Source organism: Vibrio sp. SCSIO 43133, assembly GCF_023716845.1.
Lineage (GTDB): Bacteria > Pseudomonadota > Gammaproteobacteria > Enterobacterales > Vibrionaceae > Vibrio > Vibrio mediterranei.
The window spans coordinates 2,634,865-2,658,207 of sequence record NZ_CP068024.1 but is presented as its reverse complement, the minus strand read 5'-3'; the positions used below and the strand labels follow the sequence as shown (position 1 = coordinate 2,658,207).

Sequence of the window (23,343 nt, the reverse complement as noted above, 5' to 3'; positions counted from 1 at the left end):
TAAGTGAAGGTGATGCTGATGGGGCGAGTTGGTTCTAAGATCAAGATGAAAAAAGTGCGTAAGCAAATGCGAGAGTTCTTACGCTTAAAAAATGAACCGTTTAAGGTTGTTGAGAGAATGGCAAAGTCAAAGATGTACCCTATTCGCTTCGGGAAGAAAGGGGAGTATGAGTTAACTGAGTCTTCTCTCAAACATATTTTTTTCGGTGATACTGCAATTAGACCGGTAAGTTCACAAGGTGTCAGAACGACCGAAGTAGTTCTCTCTGGTGGACTTCACTCATGGGACGGTTGGGAGAACTTACTATCACACCATACAAACATTGCACACCTTCTAGAGTACGATGTTGATAGACATGACGATTGGTTCTTCGCTCGAGAACTTCAGAACGGAGTTATTACCTTAAAAATTCCCCGACAGTTATTTACAGGTAGCGCTGCTAAAATAACTATGCAGCCTGATAACTATTATAAATCAGGTTACCTTTGGAAGACGCTATACCCTATAGGGCATACAGAAGATGATATTATCAAGCTCCTCACCGAAGCCTTTGATAATATTGATGACGATGATTCTACTTACCCAACATCAGAACAAGGAGCAGGAGTGCTTTATGGGTACGCTTTGGTGAATTCCCCTCTAAAGACTATAAAGTTGCGAATACAACTTAGAGGAAACCAGATTCAATCAGCTTTTCCTGCTTGGGAACAACCTTTCACTGGAAATAATGGTAAACCATACTCGCATTCAAACTCAATAAGCTTCAATATTGCTGGATCAACAGTTTTTCACGAAAAATTCTCAAATCCTTGGGGCCATATCTTTCAAGAGAAATCCCCCAGCACGGATGCGTTACTCGATATCACTCCAACCTTTATCCTACAAAGGCCACGTCGTGATTCTTCAATTACCATTGATAATTGGCGTGATATGCGTGAGAAAGAATTGATGGAGATAGCTCCTTCGATGTCTTATGAAGAGTTGCAGGGCATAGAGATTTATTTACGAGACTATATATGTAGTAAAGACCCTTATGGCGTGCAGTGTAGTATATACACCTGTCTTTTAGATCAAGTATGTCAGGATGATGAGTTATTTAATGCCGCTCAATTGTTTGAGAATATTGCTGAGTGTATTCAAGTGTTGACTCATAGTGATATAGGAAATGGCACTAGGAGGGCTATTGATGTCATAGTTCGTTTCATAAGCATGGCCGTAGTGCACACTGGTGGACTCTGTACTTTACAGTTCAAGAGGGTTCTTGGTGAGTTTTTAGAGGCAGTTCTAGACCATCCAGATGCGAACTCACGTCGTGACTTCTTTACCGCGTTGGCGAATTCACCATGCCGTTCAGCATTATATAGTGAGTTTGATCTTAGTCCTTTCGTAAAAGAAAACAATAATTTAGGGCGTAGCATTATCGGGTTTCCAGAAGTAGATATCGAGCTGAAACCAGAACACCTCTATGAATACTTGTCTTTGAACTTAGGGGAAAACTACCTATTAACTCTATCCAAGGGTGAGAGACTGGCTATCGCACGCGGACTTTTTCCTACAGCCGAACTATATGCCATGGTAGCTGACACTGTGTTGTTTCTATCTGGTATCGATTTCCAGTTCTTCATGCCGATACGCTTGAACCCAGAAAGGCTAGCAGAGAAATCGCCCCCCAGCGAAGAAGACCTAACTGCAATAGTGAGAGATTATAGCAGAATGCTTGTGATATACCGGCAACGGATCGTGATGGAAGATCCTGACGCGTATAAAGCAGAAATAGACCCAGAAAATGTAGCAACAGAGGAGAGCTTCAATCTCATTCGCCAGAAACACAAACGTGCGTTCGTATTGATAATGCATGAAGCAATGCTAGAACAGATCATCAAATTAGCAGATCACTTGGGATATGAGAACCTAAAAGCAAAGAGTGAGAGCATGCTTTCACAGCTTCCAAAGGAGGTAATCCCTACTCCGAAGCCAGTTCCTGACTATATCTTAGATCGTCAAGATAAACTGGAGGTGCCAGTACAGGATGGGAGTGTTGACAACTTAGTGGAGTTAATATTGGGATTCGATTCTGATGTTCCCGACTGATATTCGTTGATTATTGGTTCTTAAAAAGTATGTTTAAGTCTAATAGCAGGCTTGGTGGTCAATTTTGCGACATGTCAAGATACATTATCAATCCTGTTATATCGTGTGTCAGTCGCTTGGGATAACCAATGTCTCTACAAGACATTTTCAATCGGTTATAGAACCGGAATGGGTGAGTTGCTTTAGCCAATCGCCAGGAGGGTTTGCAATACCTCCGATTATCCGCTAGATGCTAATTTACTAACGTCGCAGACTCGATTTTGTCCAAAAGTGAGTCGAAACTCTTATATAGGGCTCATTCCTTAACGAAAGCTTTTAGAGTTTCCACTCAGTCAATCAGACTTTTTTAATAAGCTATACGCACGCCTCAAGTCTTGACATCATGCTATGGAAAGCGAGTCTCCTATAGAATCTCAAGAAGGGGGTTGTATTTGGAAGCGCCGAATCGCTATAAAAACAAGCGGCTAAGATTGCAGATTGGTGAGGTTGCTCGATTTATCGTTAAAATGTATTAGATATCAAAGTCTAACCTATGATTTTCCTACACAGAACACCAAAAACAACAAAGGGCTAGCAATCACTAACTTGCTAGCCCTTTTAATATGGCGCTCCCGACAGGATTCGAACCTGTGACCTGCCCCTTAGGAGGGGGCCGCGCTATCCAGCTGTGCCACGGGAGCTTATGACTAATAATACTCAATTATTTGAATAAGTTAAGTCGCTTTGCAACATTTATTATAGTTTGTTCATCACGTCACCAATTTGAATACTGTTGGCGAGGCTTGGTTGGTCGACGGTTGCTTCAGCATCATTTTCATAGACGCGTGACACAGTTAGGGTGATGTCGCTCTGACTCACTTTATTGCGCGGCAAACCATTCTGGTCGATAAAGGATCCTGTATGCCAAAGTTGCAATCGGTCTCCCGCTTGCACACCGTGGACTCGGCCTAAGTCGATGGTGACTTTATTGCCGTAAGAGGCGACCACTTCAGGCAAGGTCATCTTACAAGAGATCTCTGCTTCGAGATCGAGCATGATATTACGGCTGACTTTCTGCATCATTTCGCCGTAAGCGGATGTCCAGAAACGAGCGCTTTTGGTGTCAACTTTACTGGTTTTAGCAAATGGCCACTGGGCGATCTCACGGTAATTACGTTGATAGATTTCATGGCCTGTTTTGCCGTCGTAGACCGACATATCCATAGCAAACTGGCGATTGATTACATCATCGGACAGCAAACCGCCCTGTGTGATGGTGGCTGTCAAATCGTTAATCTGTCCGGTTACTAAGTATTGAGCTCCCAGATCTTCGGCGATCATCTTTATACGCTCTGGTTGGCGTTTATTAATCTCATAGCGTGTGGTACCGACCGAAACAAAACTGTATGAGCGATGTTCAAGCTGATTAGAGATAACAGAACTGAAGTCTTCACCCAGGTCGTATATTTGCCCCATGACCGCTTGTTGTGGGTCAACGATATCAAACATTGCCACGCCAAATGTCTTTTTGTATTGCTCGTTATGGCAAGCCTTTGCCGTTGGATAAATGTCGATCCGCGCTTTGACGACCATTTGATTGCCGCTTTTGTATTGATCGTCGATGACGATCTGGCGAACTTCGGAATCAATGAATTGGTATTGTTTTCTATCGTCTTCGAGCAACGGCGCTAAGTTTGCAAGCCCACCGATATCAGCTCCAGAGAAGTCTACCGCTTTGTAGACGGCATCTTCTAGTGCGTAGATCCTTGCCGCTTTCTCAGAGGAGACGATGGTGGAAGTACCGGTGACTTCATACCATGCAGCAAAGGCAGAGCTACTGCTAAAAGTAACCAATACCGTTGAAATTAAAGAAGAAACGATTTTTTTCATACAACCAATCCAAATGCGGAACAATATTTGCTAGCTAGTTTGTAGCGAATATTGGAGCGGGCTTTCTTATTAAGGACAGAATGAGAATAGCAAGGATTGTTCCAACCTTGAAAAGGTGGAGAACCTATCCATCCAATTAATAACTTTTTGGAGAGTGTGTAATGAAAAAGTGGCTCCTGATGGCATCAGTGTTAACACTGACCGCTTGTGCCTACTCACCAATCTATAACGGTAAGGAACCTTATTCCGGCAGTAAGTTTATGCTGATGGAAAGTCCTCGCCATACGATGGATTATTTCGTCGAGAGTTTGACGGAAGACTTAGTTGAATCGAACACTAGCGTGTCGTCTCGCACTCCGATAGCGGTGGCATCGTTTGTTGATTTGCAGAATATGGATGCGACGAACTGGTTGGGGAACTCGGTATCAGAGGGCTTTATCTACCAGCTTCAGCGCCGTGGCTTTAAGGTTGTTGACTTCAAGACAACTGGCTCAATTCAGGTGACCAGTCAAGGTGACTTCGTACTAAGTCGTGATTGGAAAGATCTGGCCCAAGAGCAGCAGATTCAGTTCGTCTTGACGGGAACCATGTTGCGCCAAGAAGGTGGTGTACTGGTTAATGCTCGTGTTGTTGGCATGCAGTCGCGTATTGTGGTCGCTTCGGCTCAAGGCTTCTTGCCTGCTGACCGCATTGGCCGTGATTTGGATACGCTGAATCAAATGCGTACCGAAGATGGCGTTCTGATTCGTTCAGACCCGACTATGACGACACCTCATACAGTCATCTTGCGCCCATAGGAAAGGATAATGAGATTTTTATTTGCCGCGCTTGTAGCGCTTGTGATGATGGGTTGTACTCCGATTACAGCCATGGACCAGAACACATTAACGGCGGTGGGCTATGCGAGTATTAGCGAGCAAACTGGCCGCAATGAAGAAGAAAAGCAAGTTCGTGCCATGCGTGCTTCTAAGATTGATGCTTACCGCGAGCTAGCGGAGCAAGTGTACGGCCTACGAGTGTCTGCTCGTGCTGACTTACAAGATCAACGCTTGGGTGTTGAATCGACGACAGGTGCGGTAGATGGTGTCATTCGTGGTGCGGAAGTAGTTCGCAGCTATAAAGTTGGTGACAGCTATGTTACTGAACTGCTACTCGATATTGATAAGATGAATCGTCTAAGAGACTACGGCGAAATCCGCCGAGTGCCTGAGAAGAAACGTCAGAGCTTGTTCTAATATCAACACTCTAGATAGCAAAAAGCGGCAACAGTTCTCCTGTTGCCGCTTTTTTGTATTTGAGATATTAGGCTTTTAAGTTAGTTCCTAATGTCGACAAGGTGTGGGTCTGGCCACCAGCGTTGTAAGTCATGCCCACTTTGCCATGACTTTGCTGCATCAAATTATTGAGCTTATTAAAGCTTAATTGGGCGCGTTGTAGACTCTGACCATTGATGTCGTTGAGTTGTTGGCAGTCGAGGATAATCGACTTAATGTCAGCCACCTTTTGAGCCAGCACGGCTTCTTCGGTGAGTCTTGCTACATCTTGATGTTGAGCCAGTCTTTGATCGGTTTGTTGAAGCTGACCAATGATTGCCATCTTTTCTTTGGCAAATCTTTCAATTTCAGATGATTCGCGAGCAGTAATGGCCTTGGTCTCCTCGGAGAGGAGCATAGACAATGCTTTTGCATTTTTCAGTTGGTATTCAACCAAATCAACCAGTGCTGCCATTAATATACCTGTGAGTATTATCTGTTAACCTGTTTAGCGTAATCCGCCAAGTTCGTCTTCGAACTTCATCATGTTGTCTGCCAGTTTTTCAGCATCGACGGTGTAAGAACCGTTCGAGATTGCTTCTTTGATTGCCGCAACTTTTGCCGCGTCAAAGGTAGGCTGACTTGCCATTTGCTGATGCATCTGACCAATGGCTTTACCGCCTTGGCTCAGTGTTACGGCATCTTGCTGTGCTGATGATTGACCAACTTGAGCTGAACTACTGTCTTTGCTTGCTTCCGAACGGGCAGGAGCGCGACTTGTCGTCGTTAGCGTCTGTCCAGAACGAATATTATCAATGCCTGCCATCGTTTAGCCTTCTTGTTGCCTAATTTGCATAGTTTACCTGTATATCGAGCATATCGACCAGCGTAATGATTACTTTAGGAAAAAATCAAAAATTAACCGTGATTTCCGCAACGCCAGTAACAATACCCTCAATTATACGCTGAGACTTGTCATTTTTCACTCTTACTTGATCGCCGTTAGCGCCATCGGTAAGTGCTGTGCCTTTAGTGGAGATGGTCATTTCACCTTTCACTGCACGAATAACGACTTTTTCGTTGCGGCAAACAACACAGACATCATTACGCTCAATAACATCACCCATCTTCATGTTTTTCTTGAGCTTTGCGCCAACCACTTGGTCAAACTCGGTAAAGCCTTGGCGGCGAAAACGGTTCTTATCCACCATGCTCATCGTGACATCGTCACTGGATACAATATTGCCTCGAGATAACGGGCGAGTTGCGGTCACTAAGGGTAAGGAAATGGACATTCGAACGGGTACGTAAAGTCGCCAATTATCTTCCGGACACTCCACCAAAACGGTGACATTACTGCTGGTGTTGCGGGTGTTTGACGACGAGGTCAAAAGCGGAGAGGGGCAATCTGTTGCATGTACTCGAGAGTCGATACGGCCAGGTGTGGCAACAATTTCACCGCCGATAGGTTGCTCAATAGTATTTAAAACATGAGCTTGGGCAGCCTTTTGAATGTTTTCTATTTGCTCAGGCGTTGCTGCGTGCGTTAATACACTAAAGAATAACGCTTGCCAGACGATACAGAGGGAAAGCCAGTTGCGCCTTAACCTCGTTTTGTAACTGGATGTACACAAAAAAGATGTCTTATTATACAGCATTCTGTTTCTCGGGTTCCTTGTTGCCTGTGTAGACTATCACTTTTTTAGCTTTAAAGTTTGAGATGGAGATGAACTTATGACCGGTATCTTGGATTCGGTGAATCAACGAACGCAACTGGTTGGTCAAAACCGACTAGAGCTACTGACGTTTCGTCTGATGGGCCGCCAGCGTTACGGCATTAATGTGTTCAAAGTTAAAGAAGTGCTTCAGTGCCCTAAATTAACGCGCATGCCCAACCTACATCGTCTTGTCAAAGGGGTGGCTCATATTCGTGGTCAAACTATCTCAGTGATTGATTTAAGTCTTGCTGTTGGTGGTCGACCAACAACGGACATTGAAAACTGTTTTGTGGTTATCTCAGAGTTTAACCGTAGCGTACAGGGATTTTTGGTAAGCTCTGTTGAACGCATTATTAACATGCATTGGGAATCGATTTTGCCGCCGCCTGAAGGTGCAGGTAAAGCCAACTACCTGACAGCTGTGACCAACATCGACAATGAATTGGTTGAGATTCTGGATGTTGAGAAGATTCTCGCTGAGATTTCGCCTGTGGTTGAGACCATGGACAGCAATATCGCCACGGAAATTGCCGCAGCTGAAGAGAAAGAGCAAAAGCAGATCGTTAAGCGTATTATGATCGCTGATGATTCCGCAGTGGCACGAAAACAGGTCCAACGAGCCATTGAGTCTATTGGCTTTGAGTCCATTTTGGTGAAAGATGGTAAAGACGCTTACAACAAGCTGACAGAGATGGCAGCTGAAGGCGATATTCATGAACAGATTTCCCTGTTGATTTCTGATATTGAAATGCCAGAAATGGACGGTTACACCCTAACGGCAGAAGTGCGCCGCCATCCCGATCTTAAAGATCTTCATATTATTTTGCATACCTCGTTAAGCGGTGTGTTTAACCAAGCAATGGTAGAGCGAGTAGGGGCTAACGAATTCATCGCTAAGTTCAACCCTGATGAATTGGGAGGCGCCGTCAAAGCGGCCATTTTGCCGACAAATTAAACAAACAAAATTAGAGCTTGTAGTCGCTTGAGAAAAGCGTATAAAGCAAGCCTTCAAAGCAGTATAGAGAAGTGAATGACAGCGATAACCATAAGCGATCAAGAGTATCGTGATTTTAGCCGCTTTTTAGAGTCCCAATGCGGTATTGTTCTTGGCGATAGTAAACAGTATTTAGTCCGCAGCCGTTTAAGCCCGTTGGTGGCAAAATTCGGTCTAGTCTCTTTGTCTCAGTTATTAAGAGATGTGGTTACTGGACGCAATCGTGAGTTAAGAGTTGCCGCTGTTGATGCCATGACCACCAACGAAACCTTATGGTTTAGAGATAACTACCCATTTACGGTGTTGTCTGACAAACTGCTCCCAGAACTTGCCGCCAATAAGCGACCGATTAAAATTTGGTCGGCTGCGAGTTCTTCTGGTCAAGAACCGTATTCCATGGCGATGACAGTTTTGGAGACACAAAACAAGAAGCCGGGAATGATCCCTAACGTGTCGATTACCGCGACGGACATCTCGTCTACGATGTTAGATATGTGTCGTCTTGGAGAATATGACAACCTCGCGTTGGGTCGCGGTCTATCACCGGAGCGTCGCCGAGTGTTTTTTGAAAACACCAGTAACGGTAAGATGAAAGTGAAAGACAACGTAAAGCGTTTGGTGAACTTTCGTCCGCAAAACCTGATGGACTCGTATGCGTTGTTGGGTAAGTTCGACATTATCTTTTGTCGTAACGTACTGATTTACTTCTCCCCTGAAATGAAGTCTAAAGTGCTGAACCAAATGGCACGTAGCCTAAACCCAGGTGGTTACTTGCTGTTAGGGGCATCGGAGTCGCTAACGGGGCTGACGGATCAATTTGAAATGGTGCGTTGTAATCCGGGCATTATCTACAAGCTCAAATAGCTAATAGTTATTCTCCACAATCTTTACCGTATCTAGCCTTGGTTTTCGCCAAGGCTTTTTTCTTGCTATTCTCTAGGTTCAGTGACGGTTTGGAGGCCATCACTGTCGACATTCCTAATTAAACCCTCCGCCAAAACTGGCGTACATTTTGCTCTCTATCTTTGCCAGAAGGAGCACGATGAACGTCGAATTGAATAGCGTCATCAGTGGTTGTTACCAAAAAATAACTTTTGGCGCGGAAATTGCTTTATCTCTGTATAGGGCACGTATTTTTGAACGATGAGGTTTCAATGGCCATCTCTTTTAACAATGCATTAGGTATTCATCAGTACACCGTTGGTGTGCGTGAGAAGAATGCTGAAGTCATCTCCACCAATATCGCGCAGGCGAATACGCCGGGTTATAAAGCGAAGGGGATGGAGTTTGATCGTGCGTTAAAAGCGGCAAGCTCAGGGGCAAGTATTGGGCTTAGTCGAACTGATGGACGGCATATTTCTGCCTCTACTAACGTCAGTGGCGAAATGCTTTACCGCATTCCGACACAGCCAGATACAGGTGACGGCAATACTGTAGACGTAGATTTAGAAAGAAACTTGTTCATGCAGAACCAATTAAGACATCAGGCATCACTCGATTTCTTAGGCGGCAAATTCAAAAATATGACCAAAGCGATTAAAGGGGAGTAATTTAGATGAGCTTATTTAATGTATTTAATGTGACAGGCAGTGCGATGAGCGCTGAGTCGGTTCGTCTAAATACCACCTCAAGTAACCTTGCCAACGCTGACAGTATTAGTAGCTCGGCAAAAGAGACTTACAAAGCTCGCCACGCCGTATTTGGCGCGGAACTGAGTAAAGCTCAATACAACCGCGATCATTCAGTACCTGTGAAAGTATTGGGTATTGTAGAGAGCGATAAACCCTTAAGTGCAGAGTACAACCCAGATCATCCACTCGCTAACGATGAAGGCTATATCTACAAGCCGAACGTTAACGTGATGGAAGAAATGGCCAACATGATTTCAGCTTCGCGCTCATACCAGACTAACGTTCAGGTAGCGGACGCGAGCAAGCAAATGTTGTTGAGTACTTTGCGAATGGGTCAATAGAGATAGGAGTAGCTCATGGCTGGAATCAACAACGTTGGTCAAGGCAGTTTATCCTACATTGACCAACTGAAAAAACTGCAAGAACAAAGCAAGCCTGAAGAGACAACCGGTAAGCAGGATCTGAAGCAAGAAGACTTCTTGTCCCTACTCACCAAACAGTTGGCTCAACAGGACCCATTTAAACCAGTCAGCAACGACCAGATGATTGCTCAAATGGCGTCGTTTGCCACGGTAGATGGTATTGGCAAGATGAACACTCAGTTCGAGAGTTTGAACTCGTCAATGACGTCTAACCAAGCACTACAAGCGTCTTCACTTGTTGGGCGTGATGTCTTGGTACCCGGTGCGGCTGGTGTGAAGGAAGCAGACGCTGGCATGGCGGCAATGGTCAAATTGCCACAGTCCATGGATAACGTGTTTGTTCGTGTAGAAAATGAAATGGGTCAATTAGTACGTACCTTTGATGTCGGCGCAAAACCTGGCGGTGATGCTCGTGTCGAATGGGACGGTAAAGATGATCAGGGTAATCCAATGCCTGCAGGTAAATACAAAGTGAAAGCTTCGGGTTTACTTGATGGAGAAAGCCGCGAGTTCGAAGTGTCGACTTATGCGAACGTGAACAGTGTGCTTCTTGGTAAAGGGGATGGAAACGTACTACTCAATCTAGCTGGCTTCGAAAATCCAGTTCGGCTAGCAGAAGTACTGGAAGTCGGCAAAGCGTAACCGCTGGCTAGATTAGGAGATTAGGAATGTCATATGTATCTTTAAGTGGTCTATCTGCGGCTCAGTTAGACCTCAATACCACCAGTAACAACATTGCCAACGCCAACACATTCGGCTTTAAAGAGTCACGTGCCGAGTTTGGTGATGTGTATTCAAACTCACTATTTACTAATGCGAAAACCACACCGGGTGGCGGTGCTCAGCCTAGCAAGATTGCTCAGCAGTTCCACGAAGGTTCGAGCATATCGACTAACAACCCAATGGACTTGCGCATTAGCGGTACTGGCTTCTTTGCCGTATCTAAAGATCGTCTTGTACCACAACAAAATGAGCTAACGCGTAACGGTGCTTTCCACCTAAACAAAGATAGCTACATGGTGACGTCGAACGATGAGTTTCTATTGGGTTATGAAGTGAATAAAGATACCAATGAGGTTGTGTCTTATGAGCCTCGTCCAATCAATATACCGCCAGAGTTTGGTAAGCCGAAACAGACTGCGAATATTGAGATTGGTGTGAACCTTCCTGCTAATGGTGATCTAAAAGATCCGGCTCTGTTCGACTTTACTGATCCTGAAACTTATAACCGTTCAACATCATCAACGATTTATGATTCCATGGGACAGTCGTACAAAATGACGACGTACTATGTGAAAGATCAAACCCAGCAAAACACGTGGCAAAGTTACTACACGGTGACCGACGGCCAAGGTGAAAAGCCAGTGAATATCGCTGGTGGTGATGCAACAACGCCAACAGGGCATGTTGGTCATACAATGCGATTCAACAACGACGGTACGCTGGCGAGCTTGAACAATGGGCAGCCAATTGTCACTACTGATCTTGGTGCAAATGGTATCGATATGAACGGTGCCGATCCTGCGCAGACATTGTCGTTTAGTCTTGATAGTGCCACTCAGTTTGCCGCTCCGTTTGAACTGACTAAGTTCCAAGAAGATGGTGCGACGACTGGCTTCCTAACTAAAGTAGACTTTGATGAGCAAGGCAACGTGTTAGGTACTTACTCAAACGGTGAGAATGTGACATTAGGTCGTGTCGCTATGGTACGTGTAGCGAACGAACAAGGTCTTGATAAGAAGGGTGGTACCCAATGGGATTCTACGACTGCTTCTGGTGCTAAGATTTGGGGCGAATCAAACAAGGGTTCTTTTGGTACCATCAATAACGGCACGCTAGAACAATCGAACATTGATATGACCCAAGAGTTGGTAGACCTGATTTCAGCGCAGCGTAATTTCCAAGCAAACTCACGTGCTTTGGATGTACATAACCAGCTGCAACAAAACATTCTACAAATCCGTTAAGTCATAGTATGAGTGGCTGTCAGTCACTCGTCGTTAATGTCTTGAAAAATCGAGCGTACGAGTGCATATGGACATTCGTACGCTGTTTTGCGTTTCAACAAAGCGGTCATATTGTTGCCGCACCGTTGCCACCTTGCCGTTTAGCTTTGCCTCTTCGATAGAACATCGGTTGCCGATCCTCCGCTTTCTTACCTTATTTTCCGTTTATTTCTTTGATTTATAAGGAATAAAATTAGTGGCATAGTCTTTGCTTTATAAGCTCCGTACTTTGAATTTTGGAGCTATCAATGGATCGTGCCCTTTACCTCTCAATGAGCGGCGCAAAGCAGAATATGCAAGCTTTGCAGCTTAGAGCAAACAACCTTGCGAACGCGAGCACGCCTGGCTTTCGAGCTGACCTTGCCCAAGCGCGCTCAATGCAAGCGTATGGTGAAGGCATGCCAAGTCGTGTGTTTAGCATGACAGAGCGTCCAGGACATAACTTCGAACAAGGCAGTGTTGTGACGACAGGTCGCGACCTTGATGTCACTATTGAAGGCCAAGGTTGGATTTCAGTATTGGATAAAAACGGCAAAGAAGGGTTAACCCGCAACGGCAGTTTACGCGTGGATCAAAACGGTTTGTTGGTCAATGGCAACGGTAACCTTGTGTTAGGGGAACGTGGTACGCCAATTACTGTACCTATTCCATTGCGTAAGATTGAGATTGGCCGTGACGGCACCGTCTCTGTTATACCGCAAGATGCACCTGCTGACGAAATGGAAATCGTTGACCGTATCAAGCTCACCAATACTGATAACCGTTCACTATTCAAAGACACTAATGGTTTATTTCGTAATAAAGATCCTCAATTAGGCTACACCGCTTCAGCTAATGTACAGCTTATGACCGGGGCTATTGAAGGCAGCAACGTTAATGCCGTTGGTGAAATGACAAGCTTAATTGATTTGCAGCGTCAATTCGAAATGCAGGTCAAGCTGATGAGCACCGCAGAAGACATGGATAAGGCTTCAGACTCATTGCTTCGCATGGGTTAATAGGATTGAGAGAGGAAGAATAGAATGCATCCGGCACTATGGGTAAGTAAGACAGGCTTAGACGCTCAGCAAACCAATATTTCGACAATTTCAAACAACCTAGCGAACGCATCAACCATCGGTTACAAGAAAAGCCGTGCGGTGTTTGAAGATTTGTTTTATCAAAATATCAATCAGCCTGGTGGTCAATCATCGCAAAACACCGAACTGCCTTCAGGCTTAATGCTAGGTGCTGGTTCAAAAGTGGTGGCAACGCAAAAGATCCACACACCGGGTAATGCTCAAACTACGACCAACAGTCTCGATATGATGATTGAAGGTGATGGATTTTTCCAAGTATTGATGCCAGACGGCAATATTGGCTATAGCCGCAACGGTCAGTTCACGCTAAACGATGAAGGGACTATTGTTACGTCTGGTTCAGGCTATGCGTTGGAACCAGAAATTGCGATTCCTGAAGATGCGATTTCCATTACTGTGGGTACCGACGGTGAAGTGTCCGTTCGAGTACGTGGCCAGCAAGATAACCAAGTCGTGGGTAACATTACCACTGTCGACTTCATTAACCCTGGTGGTCTAGAGCCTATCGGTCAGAACCTTTACTTACCAACTGGCGCTAGTGGCGATCCAAATGAAGGGGTTCCGGGTCTAGATGGTTTCGGTCAAATTCGCCAGTCGATGTTAGAGACTTCAAACGTTAACGTAACGGAAGAGCTCGTTAACATGATTGAAGCGCAGCGCGTGTATGAAATGAACTCTAAAGTTATCTCGTCAGTCGACAAGATGATGAGCTTTGCTAACCAGCAGCTTTAACGAATAAGGACGACATTGAATGAAAAAGTTATTGTGTGTCTCTTTACTTGCTGTGCTCTCTGGTTGCGCTCAGTTTGGTCAGGAAGAGTCGGTAGACGATGTCTCGAACAGCACGACGACGGTCGATGCTGTTGAAGGAGATAAAACCCAATCGTCTGGGATTGTTGATACGCTACGTGGTCGAACTGACCCTGTTGCCGATGACCCAGCATGGGCGCCGATTCACCCAAAAAACAAGCCAGAACATTACGCAGCGGCAACGGGTTCACTGTTTAATACTCACTACGCGCGCGATTGGTATGATGATTCTAAACCCCGTGGCATTGGTGACATCATTACGGTAGAACTTAATGAAGCAACGAAAGCAGCAAAAAGTGCTGATGCGGATCTCTCGAAAGCCAATGACTCTTCAATGGATCCACTTTTCGTTGGTGGTAGACCCGTCACCGTCAATGACTATGACTTCTCTTATGAGTTGAAGAACGACAACAACTTCAAAGGTAATGCTTCGGCCAATCAGAGCAACAGTTTATCAGGTTCGATTACCGTAGAAGTGATTGAAGTGCTTGCCAATGGTAATCTCGTCATTCGTGGTGAAAAGTGGCTAACTTTAAATACTGGAGATGAGTACATTCGTTTAAGCGGCACGATTCGCCCAGATGATATTGAGTTTGATAACACCATCGCATCTAACCGTATTTCTAACGCTAGAATTCAGTATTCGGGGACCGGAACCCAACAAGATATGCAGGAACCTGGATTCTTGGCACGATTTTTTAATGTCTCTCTATAGGGATAGGAATCGACGAATAATAAGCGGCAAACCCTCTCCTCAGAGGGTTTGTTTGTTTTTAGGGTAACATGATGAAAAAATTCACGTTTTTACTTCTTGGTTTATGTTTTGCTGCGGCAAGTGTACAAGCGGCACGCATTAAGGATGTGGCAGAAGTTGCCGGGGTGCGTAGTAACCAATTGGTGGGTTATGGTCTGGTGACTGGTCTTCCGGGCACAGGTGAGAAAACGCCGTTTACAGAACAAAGTTTCCGCTCGATGCTTGAGAAGTTTGGTATTCAAATGCCAATAGGTTTTAAGCCTAAGTTTAAAAACGTGGCAGCGGTTATCGTTACCGCAGAATTACCTGCGTTCTCAAAACCTGGTCAGCGCGTGGACGTAACAGTTTCTTCAATCGGTGCGGCAAAAAGTCTCCGTGGAGGTACTTTGATGCAGACCTTCTTGCAAGGTTTGGATGGTGAAGTCTATGCTGTGGCACAAGGTAATTTAGTGGTAAGTGGCTTTAGTGCCGAAGGCTTAGATGGCTCTAAGATTGTGGGCAATAACCCTGTGGTCGGAATGATTTCAAGCGGTGCAACGGTTGAACGCGAAATTCCGAGCCCGTTCTCTCGCGGCGATTACATTACCTTTAACCTTCTGCAATCAGATTTCACAACGGCGCAAAACATGGCAAATGCTATCAATGACTTTCTGGGTCCGCAAATGGCGAGCCCATTAGATTCTACCTCTGTTCGAGTTCGTGCGCCTCGCGACCTCAGCCAACGTGTAGCTTTCCTATCAGCGGTTGAAAACGTTGAATTCGATACCGCAGACAGCGGTGCAAAAATCATTGTTAACTCGCGTACAGGGACAATCGTGGTTGGCAAACACGTCAAGCTTAAACCAGCGGCAGTGACTCACGGTGGTATGACGGTTGCTATCAAAGAAAACTTGAAAGTAAGCCAGCCCAATGCGTTTGGGGGTGGCGATACGGTGGTGGTGCCGAACTCAGATATTCAGGTAACAGAAGGTTCGGGCAAGATGTTCAATTTCCAACCGGGTTTGACTCTAGATGACCTCGTTCGTGCCGTTAACGAAGTGGGCGCAGCACCATCAGATCTTATGGCGATTTTACAGGCGCTTAAGCAAGCTGGTGCCATTGAAGGTCAGTTGATCGTTATCTAGGTAAGTATCATGATTAAAAACTCCAATGACATCGGTTTTATCCATGATATCAGTAGCCTAGATAAGCTTCGTCAGAAAGCCGTGAGCGGCAAAGAAGGCGATGATGATGCGGCATTACGCGCTGCCGCTCGTCAGTTCGAATCTATCTTTACTTCTATGATGTTAAAGTCGATGCGCGACGCGAATACTCATTTTGAATCAGACCTGACCAATAGCCAGAACGGTCAATTCTACCGTCAAATGCTTGATGAGCAGATGTCGAGTGAGTTGAGTGCCAATGGTTCTCTGGGATTGGCTGATATGATCGTCGCTCAGCTTGGTGCGGCACGTTCACCAGAAGCGCACGCTGCAGCAGGCAGTGAAATCCGTATGCGTAATGAAGCGTTCGATACGTCACTTAATCTCCCTTACGATGAAGCAAAGGCTCGTAAAACTGCGAAATCACTGGGCCTTGACGGAGCCCCTGTTGCTCAGCCTGTTGATTTCAAGACACCACAAAATTTTGTCGAGTCTTTGAAACCATACGCGGACAGAGCAGCTCAGTCGTTAGGGGTGGATTCATCGTTACTATTAGCGCAAGCGGCTTTAGAGACTGGTTGGGGGCAAAAAGTCGTCAACAACAGTAAGGGCAGCAGTAACAACCTATTTAATATTAAGGCTGATAGAAGTTGGCATGGCGATAAGGTCGCAACGCAGACACTGGAATACCATCAGAATGTACCTGTGCAAGAACGCGCAGCATTCCGTTCTTACGACTCGTATGAAGACAGCTTCAACGATTATGTGAAGTTTCTTAATGACAATCCACGTTATCAGTCGGCATTGAATGGTAACCAAGGTTCTGAACGTTTCATTCGTGATGTTCATCAAGCTGGATATGCGACAGATCCAAACTATGCGGACAAAGTGTTGCGCGTTAAGGCGCAAATCGATGATATGTCGCTTTAACGGCTATCGATAGTTTTCCTTATACTTATTGGTCCCGGCAAATCGCCGGGATTTTTCTCACTACCTTTATCTTTTTCCGTTCATTCTTATCTTTTTAGTGCCAAGCTCAGCGGCAAAGATACTCTGGCATATATATTGCAAATTAAACGGCAGAGTGGCGTAACTTGTGGATTTAGTTAGGCTAATTTTGGTTTTTTGGAGGCGATATGGCGTCAGATCTTCTGAACTTAGGTGCGCAAAGCGTACTGACAGCTCAGAGACAGTTAAACACGACTGGTCATAACATTTCTAATGCAAATACAGAAGGTTACAGCCGACAATCTGTTATACAGGGGACCAATACCCCGCGACAGTTTGGTGGTCAAACCTACGGTATGGGAGTGCATGTGGAAAATGTTCGCCGCTCGTGGGATCAGTTTGCCGTCAAAGAACTCAACATGGCAACGACTCAGGTGAATTATCGCAACGAAAACCTGACTAACCTCGATATGATGTCGGGGATGTTGTCGTCTATGTCGTCTAAAAAGGTGCCTGAAAGTCTTAACGACTGGTTTGATGCTGTAAAAACATTGGCCGACACCCCCAATGATATTGGTGCGCGTAAAGTCGTACTTGATAAAGCCAACCTGATTCGTCAATCGATGAATGATTTCCACGATACGGTTCGTGAACAGCGGGATAACGTCAACAAGAAACTCGAAGTGAGTGTTGAGCGAGTGAACCAAATCGGTATCGAAATTCGTGATATTCACCGCTTAATGATGCGCTCGCCTGGTCCACATAACGACTTGATGGATAAGCATGAATCGTTAATCAAAGAGTTGTCCGAATACACCAAAGTGACGGTGACGCCTCGCAGGAATGCTGAGGGCTTCAACGTTCATATCGGTAATGGTCATACTTTGGTATCGGGTACAGAAGCCAGTCAGTTGAAGATGATTGATGGATTCCCAGATACTCACCAACACCGCCTTGCGATTGTTGAAGGCAAAGGCATTAAACCAATTACCAGCGATGATATTGGCGGACGCTTAGAAAGTATGTTTGAAACTCGCGACAAAGAGATTCCATACGTTTTGGATGAACTCGGTCGTCTCTCTATCGCTTTTTCTGAAAAAGTAAATGAATTGCAAGGGCAAGGGCTTGATTTGAATGGCCAAGTCGGACAAAACCTGTTCGCGGATGTAAATACTCTCGCGTTTGCGAAAGCAAGGGTCGTTGCACCAGTCAACTCAAGTGCCGACGTGGCAGTGTTTATTGATGATACCTCACAACTCAAGGGTGGCGAGTATTCATTGAAGTTTGACGGTGCTAATTACCATGTGACCAACTCAGATGGTGTGACTCAGTCTTTCTCAGGCCCGAGCATGCAACTAGATGGCATTCGAGTCGAAATTGGTAATCCGCCTGCCATTGGCGAAAAGCTTTTGCTGCGTCCGACGAGAGACGGTGCAGCCAACATGAAAATGACGACTAACGACCCAAAAGCCATAGCAGCACAGAGCTTTGAAGCCTCAACCACGTTTGCGCAGGGTGATGCCAAATTTAAAGTCTCGTCAGTGGGCAGTTTGAAAGAATTTGAAGTGGTAGTGTCGCCAACGGGGACGGAATTTGCCGTCACTGACAAAAGCGGCAACGTATTATTAAGTCCAACGCCTTATCCTCCGACTGGTCCGGTGACGGTGCTTGGCACCACGTTCGAGCTCAGTGACGGAGCGATGGCAAATGACAAGTTCACCGCTAACCTCAATCCGGCAGAGGGTGATAACGGTAACTTGAGAAAAATGCTGCATATTCAGACTGATAAATCGATGAATGATGGCGACTCAACGGTCATTGATATCTATCACAACTTAAATACCGATGTGGGTTTGAAAGCCTCGACGGCGACTCGTTTACAGGAAGTCGCTGAGCTTGAGCATGAAAACGCGCAAAGCCGAGTAGCGTCTATTTCGGGCGTTAACCTTGATGAAGAAGCGGCCAACATGATGAAGTTTCAGCAAGCGTACATGGCGTCTTCTCGAGTGATGCAGGCGGCGAATGAAACCTTCGATACTATTTTGCAGCTAAGGTAAGGAGCTAGATTATGATGAATCGAATTTCTAGTTTTCATAATTACCAAACGGTGCAAAATGATATGCGCCGCCAAGAAAACAAAATTCATGAAAACCATGCACAGCTCGCCTCTGGTAAACAGTTGCAAAAGCCAGCGGACTCACCACTAGCGACGCATTATTTGCAAAAACTTAAACAGCAGACGCAGCAGTTGGATCAGTACGACAGCGCCATCACGTTGTCGAGAAATCGCCTTGAGCATCAAGAAGTCATGCTCGGTGAGACAGAGCAGTTTGCCGATAATGCAAAGCGATTAACGATGCAAGCGATCAACGGTGCGCTTTCTCCTGAAGACCGTGAAGCAAAAGCACGTGAAATAGAGGAGTTGGCAAAGAACTTTCTCGCACTTGCTAATACACGTGATGAATCGGGTAACTATAGCTTTGCTGGCACAAAACCTAAGACTCAACCATTTTTCGTCGATGGGGAAGGGCGTATTTCTTACGCTGGTGATGACTATCAACGCAAAATGCGCATTGCAGCAAGTCTGGAAGTGGCTACGAGCGATCCAGGTAGCAAACTGTTTATGGAGATTGATAACCCACTTGGGGATTACAAAGCCAATTATCAACTGCAAAAAGGCTCAGAATTGCTACTTGAAAAAGCCACTAACAGTAATGCTAACGACAACAGTACTTACAAAGTGACGTTTGTCGACATGGGTAATCAGCAATTTGGTTATCAGCTTGAACAGAACAATACGGTTGTTGCTGCGGGAAATTTTGACCCAAGCCAAGGCATTCAATTCCAAGGGCTCAACATTCAGACCAAAGGGCAAATTACACCGGGGGACGCGATTGAAATCGAACCTCAAAAAACATTTAGCGTCTTTGATACGTTTAATGATGCGGTGTATTGGATGGATAACGATGTAGCCGATGCTTCGGCCAGTGCTCAGCTTCATCAGGTCACTGAGCAGTTTCACGCAGCATTTTTGCACTTAACCAGTTCACGTACCGACGTTGGAGTAAGGCTAAACAGTCTTGATATCCAGCAGTCGCAACATGAAGATTTTAAAATTTCGCTCGCTCGTTCTAAAAGTAATTTTGAGGATCTCGATTACTCAAAAGCAGTCATCGACTTTGAAGAGAACTCACGAGCACTGCAGGCTTCACAGCTTGCTTTCGGAAAAACCAAGGACCTGACGTTATTTAATTATCTATAGCGAAAGTTTGGCATCTCGGTTGCCGCATGAGCATTGCCATGTGTGCAGAGGTGAGAACGTTAGGTGGCAATCTTAAGCCACTTTGAACGCGCTAACGAGGTCATGGTATGCATTGGTTCAAAGAAAGAGCTTTAATGTATTGATTTATAATTGAATGTATTAGTTGGCATAGAAAATGCTAATCATGAATACAAAGTACCCGATTAAGGGCTAACTCGATAAATAAGCACTTTAGATACTCCACCTGATACGGGGTATTAGGTGGGCGTAGTAACAATATTGAATTAACAATGTTTGTTATTAAGTGAGCCTACTTGAAGCTTGCGAACTCAATTAGGAGAGCACAATGGCAGTAACAGTAAATACAAACGTTTCGGCTATGACAGCCCAACGCTACCTGAACAAATCCAGCGATGCGCTAAATACTTCAATGGAGCGTTTGTCGTCTGGTCACAAGATCAATAGCGCACGAGACGATGCTGCAGGTTTGCAGATCTCGAACCGATTAACAGCGCAATCACGTGGTCTTGATGTGGCAATGCGTAATGCTAACGATGGTATTTCGATTGCACAGACTGCGGAAGGTGCCATGAATGAATCTACTAGCATCTTGCAGCGCATGCGTGACCTGGCGATTCAATCGGCAAATGGTACTAACTCTCCTGCTGAGCGTGTTGCAATTAATGAAGAATCTAATGCACTTCAAGCGGAGCTAAACCGTATTGCTGAGACCACCTCATTTGGTGGCCGTCGTTTGCTTAATGGCAGCTTCGGTGAAGCGTCATTCCAAATCGGTGCTAACTCGGGTGAGGCTTTAATTATGGGCCTAACCAGCATTCGTGCGGATGATTTCCGTATGGGCGGGACCACATATACCGCAAACAACGGTAAAGGTGCCGATTGGCGTGTGGATAACACGAATAACCAGTTGGACATTAGCTTTACGACCAAATCTGGCGAAGCAGTCGCTATCAACATCACAGCAAAGCAAGGCGACGATATTGAGCAGTTAGCAACGTATATCAATGGTCAGTCTGACAAGATTAGCGCTTCTGTAGGTGATAACGGTGAGCTTCAAGTGTTTGTCGCAGAGCCTGACATTGACCTAAACCAGTCAGTGACAATTGGTGGTTCGTTAGCCACAGACTTAGACTTACAAACTGCATCTGCTGCTCAGTCTACAGTGCAAGATATTGACATGACTTCAGTCGCCGGATCGCAAAACGCTATCTCGATTATCGATTCTGCACTTAAGTATGTGGATTCACAACGTGCAGATTTAGGGGCGAAGCAGAACCGCTTAAGCCACAGCATTAACAACTTGGCGAACGTTCAAGAGAATGTTGATGCCTCGAACAGCCGAATCAAAGATACCGATTTTGCTAAAGAGACAACCGAAATGACCAAGAACCAGATTCTACAACAAGCTGGTACGTCAATTTTGGCGCAAGCAAAACAGTTGCCTAACTCAGCGATGTCTCTACTACAATAGAGATAGTGTCCGAGTTCTAAGTGATAGGAACATAAGCCAGACGTGGCAATAAATTTCCTGTTGCTTGGCAAACATACTTTGTGATGTGTTGGGGCTCTCTCTCTCAACCTGCCTCAATACGGCATCAAAGTATGTAGGTTAGCTAGGGTGTGTTTATTTCTCTCTGATCTCCGCACGCTACTAGTCACCACCCAGCCCCAGTTCTCTCAAAGGAAAAGGGGCTTTTTCTTTTCTTAAGATCCACAACTCACGCCTAGCAAATTAAGCAAAATTTCAGTGTTTCGGCGGTATTTCGCTAAACTTTAGTCTTTTCTTTTTAATCTTTCGTTAACTGCTCAAATCCTAATCAAACGGACGTTTTCTTTTGTTTTTTCGAGTTTTTTTCTAAAGGTTTTTTCACTCGTGTCGTTAAAAGATTAACTTTGAGAGAACTACTTGGTTTTCCGAGACGTCGGAAACCGCTACACCGGAAAATCAATTGGAGAAACAACATGGCAGTGAATGTAAATACTAACGTATCAGCGATGACCGCTCAGCGTTACCTAAACAGCGCAAGTCAAGCGCAAGCAACGTCAATGGAGCGTTTGTCTTCGGGTCATAAAATCAACAGTGCGAAAGACGACGCAGCGGGTCTACAAATTTCGAACCGTTTGAACGTTCAAAGCCGTGGTCTTGATGTGGCAGTGCGCAACGCGAACGATGGTATCTCTATCGCCCAAACTGCTGAAGGCGCGATGAATGAGACAACGAACATCCTGCAACGTATGCGTGACCTATCACTGCAATCGGCAAACGGCTCAAACTCAAAAGCAGAGCGTGTGGCGATTCAAGAAGAAGTGACGGCACTGAATAACGAACTAAACCGTATCGCTGAAACCACAGCATTCGGTGGTAACCGTCTACTGAACGGTACTTACGGTACCCAGTCATTCCAAATCGGTTCAAACAATGGTGAAGCGGTGATGCTAAGCCTGAAAGACATGCGCTCAGACAACAGCGGCATGGGTGGTTCGGTTTACCAAGCAGCGAATGCAAAAGATAAAGATTGGTCAGTGGCAGCAAACTCAACACTGACTATCGACATGAACGACAGCGCAGGTAATGCGATGACAACGCTGACGATTAACGCGAAACAAGGCGACGACATTGAGCAGCTAGCGACGTACATCAATGGTCAAACTGACCTAGTGCAAGCGTCTGTAGATGAAGATGGCGCACTACAAGTATTTGCGAGCAACAATAAAGATATCGACAGCGCTTCATTAAGCTTCGGTGGTACGCTAGCGGGTTCAGGTGAGCTAGACATGTCAGGTGCAGCGGCAGCAGCAACGGTTAACGATATTGATGTCACGTCAGTAGGTGGCGCTCAAGAATCCGTGGCGATTCTGGATTCTGCGATGAAGTATGTGGATAGCCACCGTGCTGAGCTTGGTGCTTTCCAAAACCGCTTCAATCACGCTATCAACAACCTAGACAACATCAATGAGAATGTGAACGCGTCGAAGAGCCGTATCAAAGACACGGACTTTGCGAAAGAGACGACAGCGATGACGAAGAATCAAATTCTATCGCAAGCTTCAAGTTCGATTTTGGCACAAGCGAAGCAAGCGCCAAACGCAGCATTGAGCCTACTAGGCTAAGCGTCACCTCAGATGACAAACAAAAAACCAGAGCTTCGGCTCTGGTTTTTTTTCATTTGGCTTTAGAGCGTTGCAAACACAACTATCCTCCATTCGAATCTCCGATCTAAATCACATTTATCCAATCAATTGAATTAATAGTAAAAAAAACGCCAATTTGTTCTAAAGCTTCTAAATTTATCGCCGTTACAGGGATTGAGAGAAATAAAATCGGATGTGCCAATGTGAGGTG

22 protein-coding genes and 1 tRNA gene are annotated in these 23,343 nt (G+C 45.3%); 18 read left to right on the top strand and 5 right to left on the bottom strand.

The window, feature by feature from the left end; translation table 11 throughout:
* Window positions 1-12 precede the first annotated feature (12 nt).
* On the top strand, window positions 13-2,091 hold the full coding sequence (locus tag JKJ11_RS12470) for a hypothetical protein (RefSeq protein ID WP_252039115.1): 2,079 nt from the start codon (window positions 13-15) through the stop codon (window positions 2,089-2,091).
* Between the two features lie 603 nt (window positions 2,092-2,694).
* Here the strand turns inward: JKJ11_RS12470 and JKJ11_RS12465 are convergent.
* A tRNA-Arg gene (locus tag JKJ11_RS12465) sits at window positions 2,695-2,771 on the bottom strand.
* Between the two features lie 55 nt (window positions 2,772-2,826).
* Window positions 2,827-3,960, bottom strand: coding sequence for a flagellar assembly protein FlgT (locus tag JKJ11_RS12460; protein WP_124940115.1), 1,134 nt, complete (start codon window positions 3,958-3,960; stop codon window positions 2,827-2,829).
* Window positions 3,961-4,121: 161 nt separating this feature from the next.
* Here JKJ11_RS12460 and JKJ11_RS12455 point away from each other — a divergent pair, with 161 nt between their 5' ends.
* Both JKJ11_RS12455 and JKJ11_RS12450 read left to right on the top strand, forming a co-directional pair.
* Entirely contained in the window at window positions 4,122-4,757 is a 636-nt protein-coding gene (locus tag JKJ11_RS12455; RefSeq protein WP_006069933.1) for a FlgO family outer membrane protein, read from the top strand.
* A gap of 9 nt (window positions 4,758-4,766) precedes the next feature.
* Complete coding sequence (locus JKJ11_RS12450; RefSeq protein WP_006069934.1) at window positions 4,767-5,195, top strand: LPP20 family lipoprotein; 429 nt, start codon at window positions 4,767-4,769, stop codon at window positions 5,193-5,195.
* Between the two features lie 67 nt (window positions 5,196-5,262).
* On the opposite strand, the gene JKJ11_RS12445 is transcribed toward JKJ11_RS12450, so the two are convergent.
* From JKJ11_RS12445 to flgA, 3 genes are all read right to left on the bottom strand, one after another.
* Window positions 5,263-5,688, bottom strand: a complete 426-nt coding sequence (locus JKJ11_RS12445; protein WP_006069935.1) for a flagella synthesis protein FlgN — start codon at window positions 5,686-5,688, stop codon at window positions 5,263-5,265.
* Between the two features lie 33 nt (window positions 5,689-5,721).
* The gene (gene flgM, locus JKJ11_RS12440; RefSeq protein WP_006069936.1) at window positions 5,722-6,039 is read right to left on the bottom strand and encodes a flagellar biosynthesis anti-sigma factor FlgM; all 318 of its coding nucleotides are present in this window, start codon (window positions 6,037-6,039) and stop codon (window positions 5,722-5,724) included.
* Window positions 6,040-6,124: 85 nt separating this feature from the next.
* Window positions 6,125-6,871 carry a flagellar basal body P-ring formation chaperone FlgA gene (flgA, locus tag JKJ11_RS12435; RefSeq protein ID WP_031493497.1) on the bottom strand — a complete coding sequence of 249 codons (747 nt, stop codon included), beginning with the start codon at window positions 6,869-6,871 and terminating at the stop codon, window positions 6,125-6,127.
* A 76-nt stretch (window positions 6,872-6,947) separates the two neighbouring features.
* Between flgA and JKJ11_RS12430 the strand changes: the two genes are divergently transcribed.
* The 15 genes from JKJ11_RS12430 (at window position 6,948) to JKJ11_RS12360 (ending at window position 23,111) form a co-directional block, all read left to right on the top strand.
* Window positions 6,948-7,886: a chemotaxis protein CheV gene (locus JKJ11_RS12430; protein ID WP_252038266.1), complete on the top strand. Its 939-nt coding sequence runs from the start codon at window positions 6,948-6,950 to the stop codon at window positions 7,884-7,886.
* Between the two features lie 75 nt (window positions 7,887-7,961).
* Entirely contained in the window at window positions 7,962-8,789 is an 828-nt protein-coding gene (locus JKJ11_RS12425; RefSeq protein ID WP_006069939.1) for a protein-glutamate O-methyltransferase, read from the top strand.
* 290 nt (window positions 8,790-9,079) lie between these two features.
* Complete coding sequence (flgB, locus tag JKJ11_RS12420; protein ID WP_006069940.1) at window positions 9,080-9,475, top strand: flagellar basal body rod protein FlgB; 396 nt, start codon at window positions 9,080-9,082, stop codon at window positions 9,473-9,475.
* Window positions 9,476-9,480: 5 nt separating this feature from the next.
* Window positions 9,481-9,897, top strand: coding sequence for a flagellar basal body rod protein FlgC (gene flgC, locus JKJ11_RS12415; protein WP_006069941.1), 417 nt, complete (start codon window positions 9,481-9,483; stop codon window positions 9,895-9,897).
* Between the two features lie 15 nt (window positions 9,898-9,912).
* On the top strand, window positions 9,913-10,620 hold the full coding sequence (gene flgD, locus JKJ11_RS12410; protein WP_006069942.1) for a flagellar hook assembly protein FlgD: 708 nt from the start codon (window positions 9,913-9,915) through the stop codon (window positions 10,618-10,620).
* 26 nt (window positions 10,621-10,646) lie between these two features.
* Window positions 10,647-11,945 carry a flagellar hook protein FlgE gene (gene flgE, locus JKJ11_RS12405; RefSeq protein ID WP_006069943.1) on the top strand — a complete coding sequence of 433 codons (1,299 nt, stop codon included), beginning with the start codon at window positions 10,647-10,649 and terminating at the stop codon, window positions 11,943-11,945.
* A 287-nt stretch (window positions 11,946-12,232) separates the two neighbouring features.
* Window positions 12,233-12,982, top strand: a complete 750-nt coding sequence (gene flgF, locus JKJ11_RS12400) for a flagellar basal-body rod protein FlgF (protein ID WP_006069944.1) — start codon at window positions 12,233-12,235, stop codon at window positions 12,980-12,982.
* 24 nt (window positions 12,983-13,006) lie between these two features.
* Window positions 13,007-13,795, top strand: coding sequence for a flagellar basal-body rod protein FlgG (gene flgG / locus JKJ11_RS12395; protein ID WP_006069945.1), 789 nt, complete (start codon window positions 13,007-13,009; stop codon window positions 13,793-13,795).
* A gap of 19 nt (window positions 13,796-13,814) precedes the next feature.
* On the top strand, window positions 13,815-14,588 hold the full coding sequence (gene flgH / locus JKJ11_RS12390; RefSeq protein ID WP_006069946.1) for a flagellar basal body L-ring protein FlgH: 774 nt from the start codon (window positions 13,815-13,817) through the stop codon (window positions 14,586-14,588).
* Between the two features lie 71 nt (window positions 14,589-14,659).
* Entirely contained in the window at window positions 14,660-15,751 is a 1,092-nt protein-coding gene (locus tag JKJ11_RS12385; RefSeq protein WP_006069947.1) for a flagellar basal body P-ring protein FlgI, read from the top strand.
* A 9-nt stretch (window positions 15,752-15,760) separates the two neighbouring features.
* The gene (gene flgJ / locus JKJ11_RS12380) at window positions 15,761-16,699 is read left to right on the top strand and encodes a flagellar assembly peptidoglycan hydrolase FlgJ (RefSeq protein WP_252038265.1); all 939 of its coding nucleotides are present in this window, start codon (window positions 15,761-15,763) and stop codon (window positions 16,697-16,699) included.
* Window positions 16,700-16,905: 206 nt separating this feature from the next.
* Entirely contained in the window at window positions 16,906-18,774 is a 1,869-nt protein-coding gene (gene flgK / locus JKJ11_RS12375; RefSeq protein WP_236110929.1) for a flagellar hook-associated protein FlgK, read from the top strand.
* A gap of 11 nt (window positions 18,775-18,785) precedes the next feature.
* A complete protein-coding gene (gene flgL, locus JKJ11_RS12370) occupies window positions 18,786-19,979 on the top strand; it encodes a flagellar hook-associated protein FlgL (RefSeq protein ID WP_006069950.1) in 1,194 nt (397 codons plus the stop codon).
* A gap of 346 nt (window positions 19,980-20,325) precedes the next feature.
* Entirely contained in the window at window positions 20,326-21,471 is a 1,146-nt protein-coding gene (locus tag JKJ11_RS12365) for a flagellin (RefSeq protein ID WP_006069951.1), read from the top strand.
* Window positions 21,472-21,962: 491 nt separating this feature from the next.
* A complete protein-coding gene (locus tag JKJ11_RS12360) occupies window positions 21,963-23,111 on the top strand; it encodes a flagellin (RefSeq protein WP_006069952.1) in 1,149 nt (382 codons plus the stop codon).
* Window positions 23,112-23,343 lie beyond the last annotated feature (232 nt).

Coding starts and splice junctions, on each gene's coding strand:
- flgD (WP_006069942.1), top strand. CDS start 9,913: ATGGCTGGAATCAACAACGTTGGTCAAGGCAGTTTATCCTACATTGAC.
- flgC (WP_006069941.1), top strand. CDS start 9,481: ATGAGCTTATTTAATGTATTTAATGTGACAGGCAGTGCGATGAGCGCT.
- JKJ11_RS12430 (WP_252038266.1), top strand. CDS start 6,948: ATGACCGGTATCTTGGATTCGGTGAATCAACGAACGCAACTGGTTGGT.
- flgM (WP_006069936.1), bottom strand. CDS start 6,039: ATGGCAGGCATTGATAATATTCGTTCTGGACAGACGCTAACGACGACA.
- flgG (WP_006069945.1), top strand. CDS start 13,007: ATGCATCCGGCACTATGGGTAAGTAAGACAGGCTTAGACGCTCAGCAA.
- flgK (WP_236110929.1), top strand. CDS start 16,906: ATGGCGTCAGATCTTCTGAACTTAGGTGCGCAAAGCGTACTGACAGCT.
- flgJ (WP_252038265.1), top strand. CDS start 15,761: ATGATTAAAAACTCCAATGACATCGGTTTTATCCATGATATCAGTAGC.
- JKJ11_RS12385 (WP_006069947.1), top strand. CDS start 14,660: ATGAAAAAATTCACGTTTTTACTTCTTGGTTTATGTTTTGCTGCGGCA.
- JKJ11_RS12455 (WP_006069933.1), top strand. CDS start 4,122: ATGAAAAAGTGGCTCCTGATGGCATCAGTGTTAACACTGACCGCTTGT.
- flgH (WP_006069946.1), top strand. CDS start 13,815: ATGAAAAAGTTATTGTGTGTCTCTTTACTTGCTGTGCTCTCTGGTTGC.
- flgE (WP_006069943.1), top strand. CDS start 10,647: ATGTCATATGTATCTTTAAGTGGTCTATCTGCGGCTCAGTTAGACCTC.
- JKJ11_RS12360 (WP_006069952.1), top strand. CDS start 21,963: ATGGCAGTGAATGTAAATACTAACGTATCAGCGATGACCGCTCAGCGT.
- flgL (WP_006069950.1), top strand. CDS start 18,786: ATGATGAATCGAATTTCTAGTTTTCATAATTACCAAACGGTGCAAAAT.
- JKJ11_RS12365 (WP_006069951.1), top strand. CDS start 20,326: ATGGCAGTAACAGTAAATACAAACGTTTCGGCTATGACAGCCCAACGC.
- flgF (WP_006069944.1), top strand. CDS start 12,233: ATGGATCGTGCCCTTTACCTCTCAATGAGCGGCGCAAAGCAGAATATG.
- JKJ11_RS12445 (WP_006069935.1), bottom strand. CDS start 5,688: ATGGCAGCACTGGTTGATTTGGTTGAATACCAACTGAAAAATGCAAAA.
- JKJ11_RS12470 (WP_252039115.1), top strand. CDS start 13: ATGCTGATGGGGCGAGTTGGTTCTAAGATCAAGATGAAAAAAGTGCGT.
- JKJ11_RS12460 (WP_124940115.1), bottom strand. CDS start 3,960: ATGAAAAAAATCGTTTCTTCTTTAATTTCAACGGTATTGGTTACTTTT.
- JKJ11_RS12450 (WP_006069934.1), top strand. CDS start 4,767: ATGAGATTTTTATTTGCCGCGCTTGTAGCGCTTGTGATGATGGGTTGT.
- JKJ11_RS12425 (WP_006069939.1), top strand. CDS start 7,962: ATGACAGCGATAACCATAAGCGATCAAGAGTATCGTGATTTTAGCCGC.
- flgB (WP_006069940.1), top strand. CDS start 9,080: ATGGCCATCTCTTTTAACAATGCATTAGGTATTCATCAGTACACCGTT.
- flgA (WP_031493497.1), bottom strand. CDS start 6,871: ATGCTGTATAATAAGACATCTTTTTTGTGTACATCCAGTTACAAAACG.